This window comes from Vibrio penaeicida, from assembly GCF_019977755.1.
In the GTDB taxonomy this organism is placed as follows: domain Bacteria; phylum Pseudomonadota; class Gammaproteobacteria; order Enterobacterales; family Vibrionaceae; genus Vibrio; species Vibrio penaeicida.
Window position 1 is genome coordinate 855,495 of the sequence record NZ_AP025145.1, and the last position, 18,043, is coordinate 873,537.

General features: G+C 47.3%; 16 protein-coding genes. 9 read left to right on the plus strand and 7 right to left on the minus strand.

Annotated elements, in window-relative coordinates; all coding sequences use genetic code 11:
* Positions 1 to 2 precede the first annotated feature (2 nt).
* The 6 genes from LDO37_RS22115 to torT all read right to left on the minus strand — a co-directional run bounded on the left by LDO37_RS22115 (position 3) and on the right by torT (position 6,196).
* Positions 3 to 1,394 carry an acetyl-CoA carboxylase biotin carboxylase subunit gene (locus LDO37_RS22115; protein ID WP_126607535.1) on the minus strand — a complete coding sequence of 464 codons (1,392 nt, stop codon included), beginning with the start codon at positions 1,392 to 1,394 and terminating at the stop codon, positions 3 to 5.
* A 27-nt stretch (positions 1,395 to 1,421) separates the two neighbouring features.
* The gene (locus LDO37_RS22120) at positions 1,422 to 1,661 is read right to left on the minus strand and encodes an acetyl-CoA carboxylase (protein WP_101109852.1); all 240 of its coding nucleotides are present in this window, start codon (positions 1,659 to 1,661) and stop codon (positions 1,422 to 1,424) included.
* 3 nt (positions 1,662 to 1,664) lie between these two features.
* Positions 1,665 to 2,453 carry a 5-oxoprolinase subunit PxpA gene (gene pxpA / locus LDO37_RS22125; RefSeq protein ID WP_224055884.1) on the minus strand — a complete coding sequence of 263 codons (789 nt, stop codon included), beginning with the start codon at positions 2,451 to 2,453 and terminating at the stop codon, positions 1,665 to 1,667.
* A 29-nt stretch (positions 2,454 to 2,482) separates the two neighbouring features.
* A complete protein-coding gene (locus LDO37_RS22130; protein WP_224055885.1) occupies positions 2,483 to 3,469 on the minus strand; it encodes an ABC transporter permease in 987 nt (328 codons plus the stop codon).
* A gap of 91 nt (positions 3,470 to 3,560) precedes the next feature.
* Positions 3,561 to 5,111 carry a sugar ABC transporter ATP-binding protein gene (locus LDO37_RS22135; protein WP_224055886.1) on the minus strand — a complete coding sequence of 517 codons (1,551 nt, stop codon included), beginning with the start codon at positions 5,109 to 5,111 and terminating at the stop codon, positions 3,561 to 3,563.
* Positions 5,108 to 6,196: a TMAO reductase system periplasmic protein TorT gene (gene torT, locus LDO37_RS22140; RefSeq protein ID WP_126607537.1), complete on the minus strand. Its 1,089-nt coding sequence runs from the start codon at positions 6,194 to 6,196 to the stop codon at positions 5,108 to 5,110. Before torT ends, LDO37_RS22135 begins: the two co-directional genes overlap by 4 nt.
* 300 nt (positions 6,197 to 6,496) lie before the next feature.
* Between torT and LDO37_RS22145 the strand changes: the two genes are divergently transcribed.
* Complete coding sequence (locus LDO37_RS22145) at positions 6,497 to 7,420, plus strand: LysR family transcriptional regulator (RefSeq protein WP_104399608.1); 924 nt, start codon at positions 6,497 to 6,499, stop codon at positions 7,418 to 7,420.
* Positions 7,421 to 7,436: 16 nt separating this feature from the next.
* Here LDO37_RS22145 and ppsR read toward each other — a convergent pair whose 3' ends face one another.
* Positions 7,437 to 8,270 (minus strand): posphoenolpyruvate synthetase regulatory kinase/phosphorylase PpsR, encoded by an 834-nt coding sequence (gene ppsR, locus LDO37_RS22150; RefSeq protein WP_126607538.1) that lies wholly within the window; start codon positions 8,268 to 8,270, stop codon positions 7,437 to 7,439.
* A 191-nt stretch (positions 8,271 to 8,461) separates the two neighbouring features.
* On the opposite strand from ppsR, the gene ppsA reads away from it, so the two are divergent.
* From ppsA to LDO37_RS22190, 8 genes are all read left to right on the plus strand, one after another.
* A complete protein-coding gene (gene ppsA / locus LDO37_RS22155; RefSeq protein WP_126607539.1) occupies positions 8,462 to 10,822 on the plus strand; it encodes a phosphoenolpyruvate synthase in 2,361 nt (786 codons plus the stop codon).
* Positions 10,823 to 11,108: 286 nt separating this feature from the next.
* Positions 11,109 to 11,792, plus strand: coding sequence for a GntR family transcriptional regulator (locus LDO37_RS22160; protein WP_126609952.1), 684 nt, complete (start codon positions 11,109 to 11,111; stop codon positions 11,790 to 11,792).
* Between the two features lie 33 nt (positions 11,793 to 11,825).
* Positions 11,826 to 12,614, plus strand: coding sequence for an SDR family NAD(P)-dependent oxidoreductase (locus LDO37_RS22165; protein ID WP_126609951.1), 789 nt, complete (start codon positions 11,826 to 11,828; stop codon positions 12,612 to 12,614).
* Between the two features lie 29 nt (positions 12,615 to 12,643).
* A complete protein-coding gene (locus LDO37_RS22170) occupies positions 12,644 to 13,831 on the plus strand; it encodes an AGE family epimerase/isomerase (RefSeq protein ID WP_126609950.1) in 1,188 nt (395 codons plus the stop codon).
* Positions 13,832 to 13,973: 142 nt separating this feature from the next.
* Complete coding sequence (locus LDO37_RS22175; protein WP_126609949.1) at positions 13,974 to 15,020, plus strand: sugar ABC transporter substrate-binding protein; 1,047 nt, start codon at positions 13,974 to 13,976, stop codon at positions 15,018 to 15,020.
* A 53-nt stretch (positions 15,021 to 15,073) separates the two neighbouring features.
* Positions 15,074 to 16,039, plus strand: coding sequence for an ABC transporter permease (locus tag LDO37_RS22180; RefSeq protein ID WP_126609948.1), 966 nt, complete (start codon positions 15,074 to 15,076; stop codon positions 16,037 to 16,039).
* A 12-nt stretch (positions 16,040 to 16,051) separates the two neighbouring features.
* A complete protein-coding gene (locus LDO37_RS22185; RefSeq protein ID WP_126609947.1) occupies positions 16,052 to 16,786 on the plus strand; it encodes an ATP-binding cassette domain-containing protein in 735 nt (244 codons plus the stop codon).
* Positions 16,787 to 16,796: 10 nt separating this feature from the next.
* The gene (locus LDO37_RS22190; RefSeq protein WP_126609946.1) at positions 16,797 to 18,023 is read left to right on the plus strand and encodes an enolase C-terminal domain-like protein; all 1,227 of its coding nucleotides are present in this window, start codon (positions 16,797 to 16,799) and stop codon (positions 18,021 to 18,023) included.
* Positions 18,024 to 18,043: the final 20 nt, after the last annotated feature.

Sequence of the window (18,043 nt, forward strand, 5' to 3'; positions counted from 1 at the left end):
CCTTAAGATGCTTGAGAGTAGGAGCTGTCCTTGCTCGTATCAGACTCGGATTCATTCTCTAACCACCGTTCTAGCCATGCAGTGTTGAACTGTCCAGTGAGTAAATCGTTGTCTTTGCATAATTTTTGAAATAGAGGCTGGGTGGTTTTTACGCCAGTCACTTCCAATTCGTCGAGGGCTCTTGCCATGCGTTTAATGGCGTTTTCTCGGGTGCTATCCCATACAATAAGCTTTCCTAACAGCGAATCGTAGTAAGGGGGAATGGCAAATCCGGAGTAGATTAACCCGTCAAATCGAACCCCAGATCCCATCGGGGGAGTAAATTGGCTGATGATGCCGGGGAAGGGCAGGAACCCATTAAACGGGTCTTCTGCATTTAAGCGGATCTCAATCGCATGACCACGCATTTCAATATCAGATTGCTGGAGCGCCAGCGGCTTGCCGGAGGCAATCAGAATCATCTCGCGAATCAAATCGACGCCAGTAATGCATTCTGTAATGGGGTGCTCTACCTGTATGCGTGTATTCATTTCGATAAAGTAGAAGGCTTCCGTTTCGTCGTCATAGAGGTATTCAATAGTGCCTGCACCCTGATAGTTAACGCTCTCTGCTAACGCCACCGCGGACTGACACATGGCTTCTCTAACGGAGCTTGGGAGAACAAAACAAGGTGCCTCTTCCCATACTTTCTGGCGTCGGCGTTGCAGCGAACATTCACGCTCAAATAGATGAATCGCTTTGGTTCCATCTGCGAGGATTTGAACCTCAACATGCCGAGCTTGATGAATGAACTTTTCTAAGTACAAGGTGCCATCACCAAACGCCGATTGTGCTTCTGCAGAGGCTTGATGATATTGCTCTAGGAAGTCAGCGGCTTGTTCAATCACTCGAATTCCTCGACCACCGCCACCGGCTGATGCTTTGATCATGACAGGAAACCCAATTTCTTTGGCGCGCTGCAGTGCAGCGTCTGGATTGATGGAGGGAGCACTGCCGGGAACGACAGGCACACCCGCGGCCATAGCGGTTTCGCGAGCAACGGCTTTATCTGCCATTTTTCGCATGGTGTCGCCATCAGGGCCGATAAAGCGCAATCCGGCTGCGCGTACTTGATCTGAAAACTCAGCGTTTTCTGATAGGAATCCGTAGCCTGGGTGAATCGCGTCCGCGTTGGAATCTAAGGCGGCTTTGATGACTTTATCGCCATTCAGGTAGCTTTGATTTGCCATAGGCTGACCAATACAAATGGCTTCATCTGCCAATTTAACCGCCAGTGATTCGCTGTCGGCGTCGCTGTAAACTTGAATGGTGCGGAGCCCCATTTCTTTGGCTGCACGGATGATCCGCACCGCTATTTCACCGCGATTTGCGATAAGAATAGATTTGATACTCATAACAATTCCTTGTGTACATTCAGTGCGTTATTTAAGCCGGACGATAGGTTGACCAGCGTTAACGGGTGTTTCGTTATCCAGCAAAAAGTCATCAATAACACCTGACACTTCTGCTTTGATTTCGTGAAAGGATTTCATCACCTCAACTAAGCCGATGACATCACCAGGCGATAGGGTGTCTCCCGCTTGTTTGTAAAAAGGCTGTTCGGGGGCCGATGAACGGTAGAACACGCCCGGTAGTGGGCAGATGATTTCTTTGTCTGACATGGTTCACTCCTTGAAGATTGACGTTCCATCAGTGGATAATTCTTTTTGGCTTTTTAAGGTTCGTTCTCGTGAAGGCAGGTGTTGCTGTAGTGTTTTGTTGACTGCCTTGGCGATGTCCAGTGCGTTTGGGGTGTCTGAATGTACACAAACGGTTTGGGCAACCACGGGGATCTCATCTCCATTCGTAGCTATTACCGCACCTTGCTCTACAGCTTTTTTTACTCGTGTTGCCGCATAGTTCGGATCGGTTGCTTCGTGAGTTTGAGTGATCACCAAGTGCCCATGTTGATCATAGTCTAGGTCGGTGAAAAACTCGGCGACGAAGCCCACACCCTTGCTTTTGTATACTTTCTCGTGGCAAGTACCGGTTAAACCGAATACGGGTACTTGGTAATGCAACGCGATATTGGCGATGGTTTCTGCGATTTCTGGATCGGATGCGGCCATGCCATACAAAACCCCATGTGGCTTTAAGTGGTTAAGTGGCATACCCAACATATCCAGAAAGCCTTTCAGAGCGCCAATCTGATAAACGATCATGTTGTGCAGCTCGGCTTGGCTTAGGTGCATTTTTCTGCGGCCAAACCCCTGTAGATCGGGCAGTGAAAAGTGCGCGCCCACCTTTACGCCATAACGTTTGGCAAGCTCTACGGTGTGCTTCATGTGGTTTGGGTCTGACGCGTGGAAGCCACAAGCAACGTTGGCTTCGGTGATGTAGGGCATAAGCGCTTCATCATCACCTAGCTTGTAAATGCCAAACCCTTCTCCCATATCGCTGTTTATGTTGATCATATTGGTACCTGTTTATGATGTTGAAGAGGTTAGTGCGCGCCCAAGCTGGCTCGCATACGAATACGGATTTGGTCGACAATGACCGCGAAAATGAGTAACGCACCAATCACGACGGTTTGTAAGTAAGATTCGACGCGCGTTAAGTTCATGCCGTTTTGAACCAAGCTAATGAAGATGGCTCCTAGAACAACATGTTCGACACGCCCAACGCCGCCTCGAAGGCTGACGCCAGCAATCACACAGGCAGCGATAGACTCCAATGGCATGGCTGCCCCAATATTGGCTTCGCCTGTATCTAGCCTTGCGGTAATTAACATGCCTGCCAATGCCGCAAATAGGGCGCACAATAGGTAAGCCATCATCAAGGTTTTGTGGGTGTTGATACCAGAAAGCTGCGCTGCGTGAATGTTGCCACCGACGGCGTAGAAGTAGCGCCCCAGACGGGTTCGATTCACCACAATGACGGCAGCAATGGTCATGATGAATGCCGCTAAAATTGGCGTAGGGATACCTAAAATGCTACCAAACCCGAAGGTGTTACCAAATTCAACGGGCATACCGTAAACAGGAGATCCTCCCGTCATATAAAGGGCGACACCAAAGCCAACAGAGGAGATACCCAGTGTCATCACAAAAGGGGAAACTTGAAAGTGTGCCACGCCTACACCGTTGATAAACCCGACGACCAAACCAACCCCGACGCCCGCAAGAACACCAAGCAAGATGGCTAGATAAATGGCTTCAGGAAAAGAGGCATACACCGCCGCCATGGTGGTGGCACCCACCACAGAAGAAAGGGCGATAATGGTGCCCACCGATAAATCGAAACCCGCTGTCAGCAAGACGAACATTTGCCCAATTGCCACCATAATGAGGTAAGAGGATTGGCGTAAAAGGTTGAGTAAGTTCCGTGCGGTCAGGAAGTTGTCCGATGTCGTCGCAAATATGGTGACTGCAATCACCATTAATATGGGTAATACCCCAATCTTGACAAATAGGCGTTTCATCCAGTTCATTGCATTTCCTTTTGATGGCGAACCCGCTGCTTTGGAAACACTAGCTTTCGAACTTGTAAGGTCAGAAGCTGCGTGACTGGTCTTGATAGGTTCACTGTTCATTGTTGAGTGCCTCATTTTGGGATTCCATGGATTCCATGGATTCGAAGAAGTGAGCGAGTGCGTTGGGTTCGGTTATGTCATCACCCTGAAGATGCGCTTCGATTCGTCCGTGTCGCATGATGTATAAACGATGGGAAAGGTTGACGACTTCCGGTAGATCAGAAGAAATGATCACCACCGCTGCGCCTTGCTCACATAAGCTAGCGATGAAGCGATAGATCTCTGCTCGTGTGCCAACATCTACCCCGACAGTGGGCTCATCAAAGACATACAAAGACACATCGCGAGTGAGGCATTTGGCCAACAACACTTTTTGCTGATTCCCTCCACTAAACTGACCAACATCGCGCTCGGTTTGCATTGGGTAGAGCTTTAATTTGTCAGCCAGCTTTGAGGTTTGCCGGCGTTCATGGTTAAGGCTTAATGCACCCGTCGCACCGGAATAAGAGGGGGTGTTAATCGCCGCCAAGCTGATATTTTCTCGGCAACTTCGAATCATCACCAAACCTTCGGCTTTTCTGTCTCGGGAATTGTAAAAGAATCCCCGATCCAACATTTCACGAGTCGATAAGCTAGTGACATTCTCACCATGAAAAATCACCTTGCCAGATTGAATGGGTTCTAACCCAAAACACGCTCTTAGCGCTTCCGATTTCCCGCAACCAACCAGCCCAGCAAAGCCGATTATTTCTCCTTCTCTTGCATAGAAAGAAAGGTCTTGTATGGCATTATCTCGGCTTGATAAGTTCTGTACTTCCAATACGGTACTTTGGGGAGTGAAGGGGATTTCAGGGTAAACTTGATCCATCACGCGCCCCGTCATCATGGTGATCAGCTCTTTTTCATCAACCTGTTCACAAGCCTTAGTACCGATGTAACGCCCATCTCTTAAAACGGTGATGCGATCGGCGATGCGGCGTATTTCCGCCATGCGATGCGAAATGTAAATAATGCCGACACCTTGTTGCTTGATCTGCTCTACCAGCTTAAAAAGCTGCTCGGTTTCTTGATGAGTAAGAGACGCGGTGGGCTCATCGAGAATAAGCACCGCCAGTTCCCCTCGCAGCGCTTTGGCAATCTCGACCATTTGCTTTTCTGCTCGAGACAGCTCACCGACGCTCAAATCGGGGTTGAGCTGAAACCCCATGGTGTCGAGCAATTCTTGCGCTTTGTATTGCAAAGTTTGGTTATCGAGCATGCCCGACTTCATAGGTTCTTCACCGAGAAAAAGGTTCTGTGCCACCGTCAGGGTGTCAACCAATGAGAATTCTTGGAAAACAGCGCTTATCCCTTTTTGACGAGCATCGAACACATTTTTGAAATGCACGTCTTCGTTGTGGAATCGCATTTCGCCAGCCGTGCGTTGGTTTGCTCCTGAAATAATGGAAATCAGCGTGGATTTGCCTGCTCCGTTTTCGCCAAACAATACGTGCACTTCACCAGCTTCTAATGTGAAGTCCACATCGTCGAGTGCCTTAACACCGGGATACTGTTTGTGTATCCCGTGCATTGAGAGGATTGGGTTTGAACCGACCATCATTGAGGCTTCACCGAAAACGTTGGCTTAAAGCCGTTTGGTGCCAGTGAGCTGTCACGATCGAAGTGATCAATAATGGCGGCATCAATCACATAGAGTTGCGGACCAACATGCTTGGTGTACGGTTTGCCTTCGAGGATTCGAATGGCTTGGTCAATCGCAACACGACCTTGAATAACCGCGGAATCGGTTGGCGCAGCGAGTATGAGTTTACGCTTGATGCCTTGGTATACACCGGGTGTAAAGTAGTAAGAGAGTACCTTGATTTGATTGGTGAGCCCACGTGCTCTCAGTAAGCTGGTGGCCGCTTCAGCAGTGACAGCAGTGCCCACGATATAATCGAGATCTGGGTGGGCTTCTAGCGTGTCTTCAACTAGCTTGAGTTGAACTTCTTTACCTGTGTCGCCATATTTGGTTTCGACGACATCGATGTTGGAATCTTTAATGGCAGACTGAAAGCCCTTGTTTCCAGCTTCTACCCAGCCTGCGCCTGGAGGGCCAGGAAACCAGCCTACTTTGACTTTGTCTGATCCGTGTTTGTGAATCTCTCTTAAATACTGCCCGACTTTAGAACCCATTTCGCCAAACGACACTAAAGACTTAGCGGATAAATCCGGTGAAGACATACCGTTAACGATATCGATAACAGGAATGCCGGATTTAGTAATGTTCTTGACCAGATTGTTTAAACCTTCATAAGAGATGGCACCAATCACGACAGCATCTGCCCCTGAGGCAACGCAGTCTTCGATTTGCGATATCTGGGTATTTAAATTGGTGTAGCCGCCTGCTTCAACAAGCTGCATTCCAACGCCCGAGCGTTTGGCTTCTGCCACCACACCGTAGTTTACTGCCGTCCAATAGGCGTCTTTAAGGTGGGGGAAAGACACACAGATGTCCCATGGCTTTTCAGCTTTGTCGACGGGCTGGTAATCCATGACTTCTCGGTTACTTGCCATATCAAAGGGGGTTGTCCAAACATCCACGGTGTACGGATACCAATCTTTGGCGTTGATGTTTGGGCTGTAATACGCAGCAAGTACTGCGGTTAACGTAAGCCATGCTGCATTTGAGGTGTTTCGTTTCATCGTTCTTCTCCCTGTTATTCGAACGTTGTTTAACGAGTGGTGTTCGCCGTGATGAATCCGTTTCGGCTGTTGTCTCATTTGTTAATAACAGGTTAAAATTGCAGCGTTGATATGTAAAATATGGATTTCTAAGAGGTGTTATCTAAAATTTAGATACCCAAGCTGTGTGTGATTTAAAGGAATGAAATCCATTTAACAATATGAAATATCAGAGGTAAGTCGTTGTCGGTTAGTAGGTGAGTAAGGCAGTGAAATGTCTTGATATCTAATTTATTAATACATGAGTTAAGGAAAACAGAAATGCAGCCAACCATGAAGCAGATACGTTACTTCATCGCGACCGCCGATTCGGGGCAGGTATCCCAAGCGGCCAATGCCATGCACGTTTCTCAGTCTGCGATCACCACGGCAATAAAGTCATTGGAAGAAATGCTGAATGTGAATTTATTCATTAGGCAGCCTCATGGCATGCTGTTGACGTATGAAGGCAATCAGTTCTATCAGCACGCGACACACATAGTAAAAGAAATCGAAGAGGCTATGTTGCTTTCGCACCGAAGTTCCAATCAGGTGCAAGGGGTGATCAAGCTGGCGATGTCTTACACTGTGGCTGGGTATTTTGTTCCGCCTTATCTAACACGCTTCTCGCGCAGTTACCCAAAAGTAGAAGTGAAGCTGGTGGAAGCGACTCGGAGCGAAATAGAGGAAGGGGTAGTGTCGGGCGATTTCGACTTGGCGTTCATGCTGACATCCAACCTTATGAATCAAGAAGACATCAGTTTTCAAACGTTGCTCAGTTCGCCCCGACGGCTTTGGGTCAGTTCTAGCCATCCGTTACTGGAAAATAAGCTGGCGACGTTTCACGATGTTGCCCAGTATCCCTACATAATGCTGACGGTGGATGAAGCGAGCAACACCGCACAACGCTACTGGAACCAAACGCCTTATCAGCCCAATACCATTTTTCGTACATCCTCAGTGGAATCGGTGCGCAGCTTAGTCGCAAACGACTATGGGGTCACCATTCTTTCAGACATGGTCTATCGCCCGTGGTCTTTAGAAGGACGAAGGGTAGAAGTTCGACCACTAGCGGATCACGTACCCGATATGGAAGTGGGTTTAGTGTGGTCAAGAAAAAGAGAACGCAGCACCGCGGTGGCTGCGTTCTGTGAATTTATGGAAATGTCGGTGTCACCGAATCAGGATCTGATGAATCGGTACTAACGTTATTTTGGTCGCGTTAACACATCTGTCTTTGCAGCCCACTCATATCCAGTAGTCGGGTTGCAATTTCTTCAACCGATAACGATGTGGTGTTGAGGTACGGGATCGCTTCTCTGCGAAACAGGGATTCCACCGTATTGAGTTCCTTTTGGCATTGATCGTGGCTGGCGTATTCGCTGTTGGCCATTCTTCCTTCACGAATGGCGTGCAGCCTTTCAGGTTCGATGGTTAAGCCAAATGTTTTAAATCGAAAAGGTTCAATACTCGGTGGCAGTTTTAGCCTCCCCATATCCTCTTCTATGAAAGGATAATTCACGGCGCGAATTCCAAATTGCATGGCCAAATATAGGCTGGTAGGGGTCTTTCCGCAGCGTGAAACACCCAGCAAAATGATGTCGGCTTGGTCGAGATTGTTTAGCGAAATGCCGTCATCGTGGGCAAGTGTGTACTCAATTGCAGCGATCCTGTCCATGTAGCTACCCACATCTTTACTGATACTGTGTGAGCGCTGTAACTTGGGTTTTGGCTCTAGCCCAAGGTCTTTACTGAGCGGTTCAACCAGCGATTTAAGTACATCATAGAACTGAGCGTTGGCTTGCTCAATAACATGTTTGACCTCTGGTATAACGATAGAGAAGAACACCAAAGGCTTGTTCCCAGTCTCCTCAAAGGCTTTGTTTATCAGGCCTTTAACATATTCAGCACGTTCAATATTCTCTACAAAAGGAAGGGTTGTTTGACGCGTTTCAATGGAAAATTGCCCTAAAACCGCGTGCCCCATGGTCTCCGAGGTGATTGCAGTACCGTCTGAAATATAAAACACATCACGAAAACTAGTTTTGCACTGCATAAAAAGTTGAATCCTTAAAATAAATTTGTAGTGTGGGTTTCATAATAAAAATATATGTTTATTTACATTACAGGGGATCGATACCCGTAAATGTGACGCTGCCGGAAAAATTTTTTAAACCCTAAGCCAATCGTTTGCGTTGATTCAAGCCCCACTAAAACCCTACAGATCCAATAACAAGGAGATTATCCATGCAACAAAATGTTGTTTGGTATGACGCTTTATCAATGAACGACGTTGATAAAGTTGGTGGTAAAAACGCTTCACTCGGTGAAATGGTTGCAAACCTTGCTAACGCCGGCGTGAAAGTCCCTAACGGTTATGCCACTACCTCTTTTGCGTTTAATCAATTCCTCGAATCAGACGGATTGAATGAACGTATTTATGCCCTGCTGGAAAAACTCGATGTTGATGACGTCCAAGCGTTAAAATCAACAGGAGAAACCATTCGAAATTGGGTGCTAGAGCATCCTTTTACCCCTGAATTAGAAGCAGACATTCGTCAATGTTATGCGGAACTTGGAGAAGGCGACGACATGTTGTCGGTTGCTGTTCGTTCTTCTGCTACAGCGGAAGATTTGCCAGATGCTTCTTTTGCAGGTCAGCAAGAAACGTTTCTAAACGTACGTGGTATCGATGCTGTTATTGAAGCAACGAAACACGTTTTTGCCTCTTTATTTAATGACCGTGCTATCTCGTATCGTGTTCACCAAGGTTTCGACCACAAAGGTGTGGCGCTTTCTGCGGGTATTCAGCGCATGGTACGTTCCGACAAAGCGTCATCCGGCGTAATGTTTACCTTGGACACTGAATCGGGTTTCGATCAGGTTGTTTTCATCACCTCATCTTGGGGCTTGGGTGAAATGGTCGTTCAGGGCAGTGTTAACCCAGATGAGTTCTACGTGCACAAGCCAAGTTTGCAGGCGGGTAACCACTCGGTTGTTAGGCGCACACTGGGCTCGAAGTTGATCAAAATGGTCTACGCTGAGGGTTCCGAACTGGGCACTCAGGTCGATATCATGGATACGTCTTCGGAAGAGAGAAGCTCTTTCTCACTCACGGATGATGAAATTCAGGCGTTGGCGCAACAAGCTCTGATCATCGAAAAGCACTACGGTCGTCCGATGGATATCGAGTGGGCGAAAGACGGTGTAACAGGTGAACTCTTGATTGTTCAAGCGCGCCCTGAAACCGTGCGTTCACGTGACGACAAAAACGTCATGGAGCGCTTCCACTTAAACCAACAATCAGACGCGTTGATTGAAGGCCGTGCAATTGGTCAGCGAATTGGTTCTGGTGTGGTGCGTGTGGTGGATTCTCTTGATGAGATGGACCAAGTGCAAACCGGTGATGTACTCGTCGCAGACATGACAGATCCAGATTGGGAACCCGTCATGAAAAAAGCGGCTGCGATTGTCACGAACCGTGGTGGACGCACCTGTCATGCTGCAATCATTGCGCGTGAGCTTGGCATTCCTGCCGTTGTGGGTTGTGGTAACGCAACGGAGCGACTACAGAACGGCACTCAAGTGACCGTATCCTGTGCACAAGGCGAAACGGGCTATGTGTATGAAGGTGAGTTGGATTTCGAAATCCGCCGCTCATCGGTAGACGATTTACCGGAGCTGCCGCTTAAAGTCATGATGAACGTGGGTAACCCAGATCGTGCGTTTGACTTTGCGACTATTCCAAATGAAGGCGTTGGCTTGGCGCGCTTGGAATTCATCATTAACAAGATGATTGGTATTCACCCGAAAGCATTGTTGAACTACGATGATCAGCCGACCGAAGTGAAAGCTGAAATCGACCGACGCATTGCTGGCTACGCTGATCCGGTTGAGTTTTACATTGAAAAGCTCACGGAAGGCATTTCGACACTGGCGGCTGCTTTCTGGCCAAAACGCGTCATTGTACGTATGTCGGATTTCAAATCGAACGAGTATCGTAATCTTGTTGGTGGTGTTCGCTACGAACCTACCGAAGAAAACCCAATGCTCGGTTTCCGTGGTGCATCACGCTACATCTCAGAACAGTTCGAAGATTGTTTTGCATTGGAATGTGAAGCCATGAAGCGTGTCCGTGGCAAGATGGGCTTGAAGAACGTGGAAATTATGATCCCATTCGTTCGTACGGTAAGCGAGGCGGCATCGGTGATTGATTTGTTGGCGAAGCACGATTTACGCCGTGGCGACCAAGGTTTAAAAGTCATCATGATGTGTGAACTGCCATCCAACGCAGTGTTGGCGGACAGCTTCTTGAAGTATTTCGATGGATTCTCGATTGGTTCAAACGATATGACTCAGCTAACGCTTGGTTTGGATCGTGATTCCGGAGAGATTGCTCATCTGTTTGATGAACGTAACGAAGCGGTAAAAGCCATGTTGTCGATGGCGATTCAAGCGGCCAACAAAGCAGGTAAATACGTGGGTATTTGTGGTCAAGGACCATCGGATCATGATGACCTAGCAGAGTGGTTAATGGAGCAGGGGATTGATTCTGTTTCACTAAACCCAGATACCGTACTGGAAACTTGGTTACACCTAGGTAAGTAGCAGAACCTTAGTGAGTGGCCGATCCTACTTAGGATTTTTAGGTAACTTACTGATATAAATTAAAAACCTCTAGTTTATGCTAGAGGTTTTTGTTTTCTATATAAGCTTTCATTTTAAATATGAAACAAATAAGCATATAAATGCTTATTTGTTATTGCCCCTAAGTTCATATCAAAACTCCCATTCTTGTGAAGAAAATCAAAAAATGGCATCAACCTAATATAAGGTGGTTAAAAAACGATCAACTGTATGCAGTGTATACATTGTATCCAGAAGAGAGAATCTGATGCGACATCACCGATATGACTATTTAACTGCCTCTGAGCAAGCGTATCGGGTGATACGAGACATGATTCTTGAAATGGAGCTTCTACCGCATCAGCCATTATCAGAGCAAATGCTGGCGGATAAGCTGGAAATGAGCCGAACTCCGGTTCGTGAAGCGGTAGCAAGGCTAACAACGGAAAGGCTGATAGATAATGCGTCTAGGCGTCAGCTAATGGTGGCACCGATTCGGGTGGCACTGTTTGAGACAGCGTATTACGTAAGAAGAACATTGGAAGGCGACTTGGCGCAACTGGCAGCAAAAGCAAAGATAACCGAATTGGACCAGCTTAACCTGCAAACGTGCTTGAACGAGCAAGAAATAGCCGCGAGAAACAACAATTCAGAGATGTTTTACAACTCGGATGAACGCATGCATCAATTGATATGTGAATGTGCTGGCAAACCGTTGGTGTGGCCGATAATTCTGGATTCTAAGTTCCATATGGATCGCATTCGCAAGCTGATTTTAATGAGCCGAAGTTCCATCTTGACGGAGTTGATCGACGAACATCGGCAAATTGTACATGCTGTTTTGGTCGGTAATGCACCCGCCGCAAAGGATGCCATGCTGGGTCATATTGCGCATGTGTTTCCAGACTTGGATGTGATTCAAAAGCAGTTCCCAGAATACTTTTCTCAATAGCCATTACTGCATCACCAAGGAAAGGAGAGAGTAATGATAGATAACAACAAAGTTGTGCTAGTGACGGGTGGTTCCAAAGGAATAGGGCGCGCCATGGTCGATCGCTTTGTCGAGGCAGGTTACAACGTGGCTTTTTTCTGTAACGACGCGGAGTCTTGCGCGTCTACATTGTCGGATCACGGTAACCGTGAAAACGTATTGGGCATCACGTTAGACGTCAGTAAAGCAGAAGAGGTTAAGGTAGGCGTAGATAAAGTAGCGCATGCTTTTGGTCGATTAGATGTGGTGATCAATTCCGCTGGGATACAACGCTATGGCGATGTGGTGGAAACCAGTGTGGAATTGTGGAATGAAGTGCTCAGCGTTAACTTAAACGGTGTATTCCACACCTGCAAATACGCGATTCCCGAAATCCGCAAACAAGGCAAAGGGGCAATCATCAATATTGCTTCTGTTCAGTCTTATGCTTCTCAAACCGGTGTGGCGGCTTATGCCGCGTCTAAAGGGGCGATTTTGCAACTAACACGTTCTATGGCATTGGATTGCGCTGCCGACCAAATCACCGTGAATGCCTTATGCCCTGCATCGGTCAATACACCTATGTTGCACTGGGCTGCAGACTTATGGAAAGGCGAACAATCGAAAGAGCAAGTTCTTGAGTCTTGGGGCAAAGCTCACCCATTGGGCAGAGTGGCTGAACCCAGAGAATTGGCAGAGCTCGCGCTGTTTATTGCACAAGGGAAATGTTCGTTCATGACCGGAGCCGATATTAGAGTGGACGGCGGAATCATGAGCCAAGTCCCCATTGTCTTGCCGGAATAAGCGTATTACCGGAATAAGGAAGCCAGTTTATGGAAACTAACTACCGATCAAAGTCATTTCTGAAATCGCACATTCAAAGCATCATGGATTTTTACCACCCTGATTGCATGGACAATAAACGCGGCGGATACATCAACCAGTTTAAGGATGACGGCTCCATATTCGATATGGATACCAAGCACCTTGTTGGTACTTGTCGGTTTGCATTCAACTACTCCCTTGCATATCTCAATAATGGCGATGTGCAATATCAAAAAGCCGCAGAACATGGCGTTCGATTTTTATTGGAGCATCATAAACAGCGAGATGGCGGGTACGCTTGGGTGTTGAACGGCTTGGATGTCGAAGATGGAACCCGCCATTGTTATGGTCATGCTTTTGTATTACTGGCAGCCGCGGCTTCAATCAAAGCCAATGCTCCAAGCGGTCGTACATTATTGAATGACATATGGGATGTGCTCGAAGTGCGATTTTGGGATCAAGAGGCACAGTTATATGTCGATGAAATCTTAGAAGGTAGCTGGAACAACGTATCGCCTTACCGTGGTCAAAACGCCAACATGCACATGTGCGAAGCCATGATTTGTGCCTATGAAGCCACAAAAGAACAGCGATTTCTCGACCGAGCCGTTACCCTCGCAAAACGAATTTGTGTCGATTTAACCAGCCAGTCCGATGGGCTGATTTGGGAGCATTACGACCAAGATTGGAACCACGATTGGGATTACAATCTGGACGATCCAAAACACCTGTTCAGACCATGGGGGTATTTGCCTGGACACTTTACCGAATGGTCTAAACTGCTTTTGATATTGTCTCGCTACCACAAAGAAGATTGGATGGTGCCAACAGCAACGCATTTATTCGATGCTGCGATGCAAGTCAGTTGGGACGATGAATCAGAAGGCATGAATTACACCTTTTCTCCCGATAAAGAAATAGTCGATACCGATCGATACTATTGGGTTGTGGCAGAAACTATTGCCGCTTCCGCAGCGCTTGCGGTAGAAACGGGTGATAAAAAATATTGGCAATGGTACGAGACTTTATGGGGCGTTGCCGACCGACATTTTATCGATCACACCTACGGTGGCTGGTTTCGGTTGCTCGACCACAATAATCAAAAATACGACAACTTAAAAAGCCCACCAAGCAAAACGGACTATCACCCACTGTCTGCATGTTTTGAAGTTCTGCAGAGTTTAAAACGAATTTAACCGCGTTTCGAATAGACGCCTGATCGCGCACTTTCATTATAGAGGTCGTTGTCACCAGTTTAGGGTGCTCTCACCGAGAGCTGCCACGGGTTAGGCGTGTCTTTAAAACGTAATTCTGTTCAAAAGGACAAGGAATAGAACCATGTTTAAATACAAAATGTTTGACTGCGAAAAGCTGAACTGGAAACAGTTTAACTGCAAAAAAATCGTATTGCTGAGTGCCATTCTCAGTACCACATTACTTGGGTTTTCTTCACCCAGTATCGCAGCGGAAAAGGAAAAGCAGCTGCGTTTTACTTACCTGACACAAACGGGCATCGACAACACATTTTGGCAGACGATCAAACGCGGAATGGACGACGCTTGTGCCTTGCTAAAAGCGGATTGCCAACTGTTGTTTACACAGGAAAACGGCAATCTTCAAATGCATCTCCAGAACATTGAAACCGTGACCAACCAAGGTGTGGATGGAATTGTCACCGTGGTGGTGGATGACAACTTGTACGATGAAGCGCTGCAACGTGCCGTCGATAAAGGCATCCCCGTTATTGTGTCGAATGTCGATGATACACAGGGCGAACTTGGCAATGCTCGGTTAGCGTTTGTCGGGCAAGATTTGTTTCAAGCGGGCTACGAAGTGGCGAAAGGATTGGCAGCCAAGTTCGACCGAAATAAACCCGCACACGTCTTATTAGGACTCGCCAGACCCGGTGAAAGCTGGGCGGAAGACAGAATCGGTGGCGCCAAGAAATACCTAAACGAGTTGAACGCAGAAAACCCTGATTGGAAAGTCACATTTGATGTCATTGATTCGGGTAATGATTTATCCATTACCGGTTCGCGAATTTGCCAATACATCCAAGGACACCCGGAAACTAACGCAGTTATTGGAGCGGGCTTTTGGTTTGCAGGCGCTGGGGAATGCTTACGCGATTTGGGTAAAAAGCCAAACGAAGTATGGATGGGCGGTTTTGATTTAGTGCCAATTTTGATTGATGAAATGAAAAAAGGGTACGTGCATCTCACCGTTGATCAACAACCTTACTTACAGGGGTATCTGCCTATTCTGCAACTTCATTTGATCAATAAATTTGGCTTAAGCGCATGGGATGTGAATACAGGTAAAGCTCTGATCACCAAGAAAGATGTTCCCGCGCTTGAAAAGTATATTGATCAGGGAGTTCGCTAGGCATGGAACAAGAATTAAGGGGCAACTCTGCCCCTATTCAAAAGGAACCCAGAATGAATCTGCGAAGACAACTGAAAGATTTGCTTTCAAGACCAGAAGTCAGTGCCTTCATTATGTTGCTGATTATGCTTGCGTTGTTCTCTGCGTCGAATCCTTACTTTCTGACGCTCAATAATTTCATGATCATTTTGCAGCCCATTCCTGAGATTACTTTGATAGCGATTGGCGTCACCATTTTGATGGTTTCGGGTGAATTCGATTTGTCGGTGGGATCTGTTTTCGCGTTTTCACCCATGATCATGGTGTTGCTACTTGCAGCGGGTATCCCTGTTGGACTCGCTATTGTAGTCGCTCTCATAGGGGCGGCGGCTGTTGGGCTATGTAACTCTTTTATCACGTTAAAAATTGGCTTGCCTTCTTTCATTACGACACTGGGCATGCTGTTCATGATCCGCAGTTTGACGATTGTAATGTCGGGCGGGTTCCCACCACCATTCCCACGAGATATGGATACGTCTTGGCTGGTAGGGCGTGTGGATCTGCTGCGTGCGTCCATTTTCTACTTGGTGGCTTTCGCGATTGTGTTGTCGATGTGGTTACGCAGAACCGACTTCGGCAGTTGGATCTACGCAACAGGGGGAAATACGCAAGCTGCCCACGACATGGGTATCAATACCGCGTTGGTGAAAACCACCGCCTTTGTGTTGTGCTCTGTGCTCGCGGGCTTTGCAGGCATCATCCAATGTTTTCGGATTAAAGCCATTATTCCAACCATGGGAACGGGGTTTGAACTTCATGCGATTGCCGCTGCCGTTATCGGTGGTGCAGCCTTGACTGGCGGCGTAGGCACAGTCATGGGGGCTATCATTGGGGCACTTCTGATCGCATTCATTGAAAACATCATCATCATTAATCGTATTGATGCCAACTGGTTTAAGTTTGCCGTTGGCGCGATGATCGTTTTCTCCGTTGCGTTAAACACATATACCCGCCGAATGGCGGACAAAATGAAAGTATAGGAGGCGGAAGTTATGGAATCTCCCTTACTGGAATGTCGCAACATATCAAAGTCTTACTCCGGAGTTGAAGCACTGCAAAACGTCAATTTGTCGATTGGGCGTGGCGAAGTTATCGGGTTAATTGGTGATAACGGAGCAGGTAAATCGACGCTGATTAAAATTTTGTCTGGCGTTCATACCCAAAGTAGTGGTGACATCTTTATCGATGAAGAACCGGTCACGATTCGAAACCCAAGACACGCGATGGGTTTGGGCATCGAAACCATTTACCAATACACCGCAATGGTGCCGGAAATGTCCATCGTTCGGAATATGTTTATTGGACGAGAAATACGCCGAAAAGGTCCAAGAGGGTTTGGGTGGCTGAACGAATCCAAAATGGCGGCAGAAGCCATACAAGCGATTAAGGATGTCGGTTTGGATTTGGAACACCCTCATCGCCCGATAAAAGAGCTGTCTGGTGGTCAACGCCAAGGTGTAGCCATCGCCAGAGCCATCTATTTCCGGTCTCGGATTCTCATCTTAGATGAGCCGACTAACCACTTGTCTGTTAAAGAAACCGATAAGGTTCTGGAATACATAGAAATGCTAAAAAATCAGGGAGTAACCTGCATTTTTATTAGCCACAACTTGCACCATGTGTCTCAGGTATCTGACCGTATTGTCGCCATGGCTCGGGGAGAGAAAACTGCGGATCTGCCTATTGAAGATACGTCAGTAGAGCACATGACCAGGCTTATAAGCTAAGAGGGGCAGCATGAAATATCCAAAAATTACTGATATTAAAGCGACGACAATTACCGTTCCGCTAGAAGCGCCTTTACGCCATTCAAATGGTGCACATTGGGGGAGGTTTGTCCGAACTGTGGTTCAAGTCGAAACCGATGTTGGCATTGTTGGGCTGGGGGAAATGGGCGGTGGCGGCGAGTCTGCGGAAGCCATGATTGTTGCCTTGAAGCAATATTTAGTTGGGCATAACCCTTTTGAACTCGAAGCGTTACGCATGAAAATATGCAACCCAACGGCAAGCTTATACAACAACCGAACGCAATACCATGCCGCCATTGAATTTGCCTGTTTGGATATTTGTGGCAAGTTTTTAGGCGTGCCGGTGTGCGATTTGCTGGGCGGCAAAGTTAGAGACGAAGTGGAATTCGCAAGTTACTTATTCTTCCGATTCAATAACGATGATGGCTATGGGGAAGTACGTACTCAAGAGCAGCTTGTAGAACACGCTCGTCAGCTTAAAGAGCAGCACGGATTTCGAGTTCACAAGCTTAAGAGCGGCGTATTCCCACCGAAATATGAATTAGCCTTATTTCGGGCGCTGGCGCTTTCCTTACCAGAAGACCAAGTTCGATACGACCCTAATGCCGCGTTTTCGGTTGAAGAGGCTATTTGGTTTGGTCGCAATATCGAAGATCTCAATAACGATTACTACGAAGACCCCACATGGGGTTTGAACGGGATGAGGACGGTGAGAGATCGCGTGAAAATCCCGAATGCCACCAACACCGTCGTGATTAATTTTGAGCAACTCGCAACCAATGTTCGAGACCCAGCAGTGGATGTGATTCTGCTGGATACGACATTTTGGGGAGGGATCCGCAATTGCGTTAAAGCAGCCAATGTATGTGAAACGTTTCAAACCAGTGTGTCGGTGCACTCTTCCGGAGAGTTGGGTATTCAATTAGCCACTATGCTGCACTTAGGGGCGGTTTTGCCCACGCTGACCTATGCAGCGGACGCACACTATCACCACCTTACAGACGATGTGATCAAAGGTGGGAAGATGGTTTATCGAGATGGGAAAATACAAGTCCCGACGGCTCCTGGATTAGGCGTTGAGCTGGATGAAGATAAGCTGAAACACTACGCAGAGCTTTACAAAAAGCTGGGTGGTTACCTCTACGACAGAGATCCATCGCGTCCCGACTGGTTTGCCTATACACCCAATACCCAGTGGGCAGATCCGAATGGCTAAACAACGTTAGGTTACTGAGC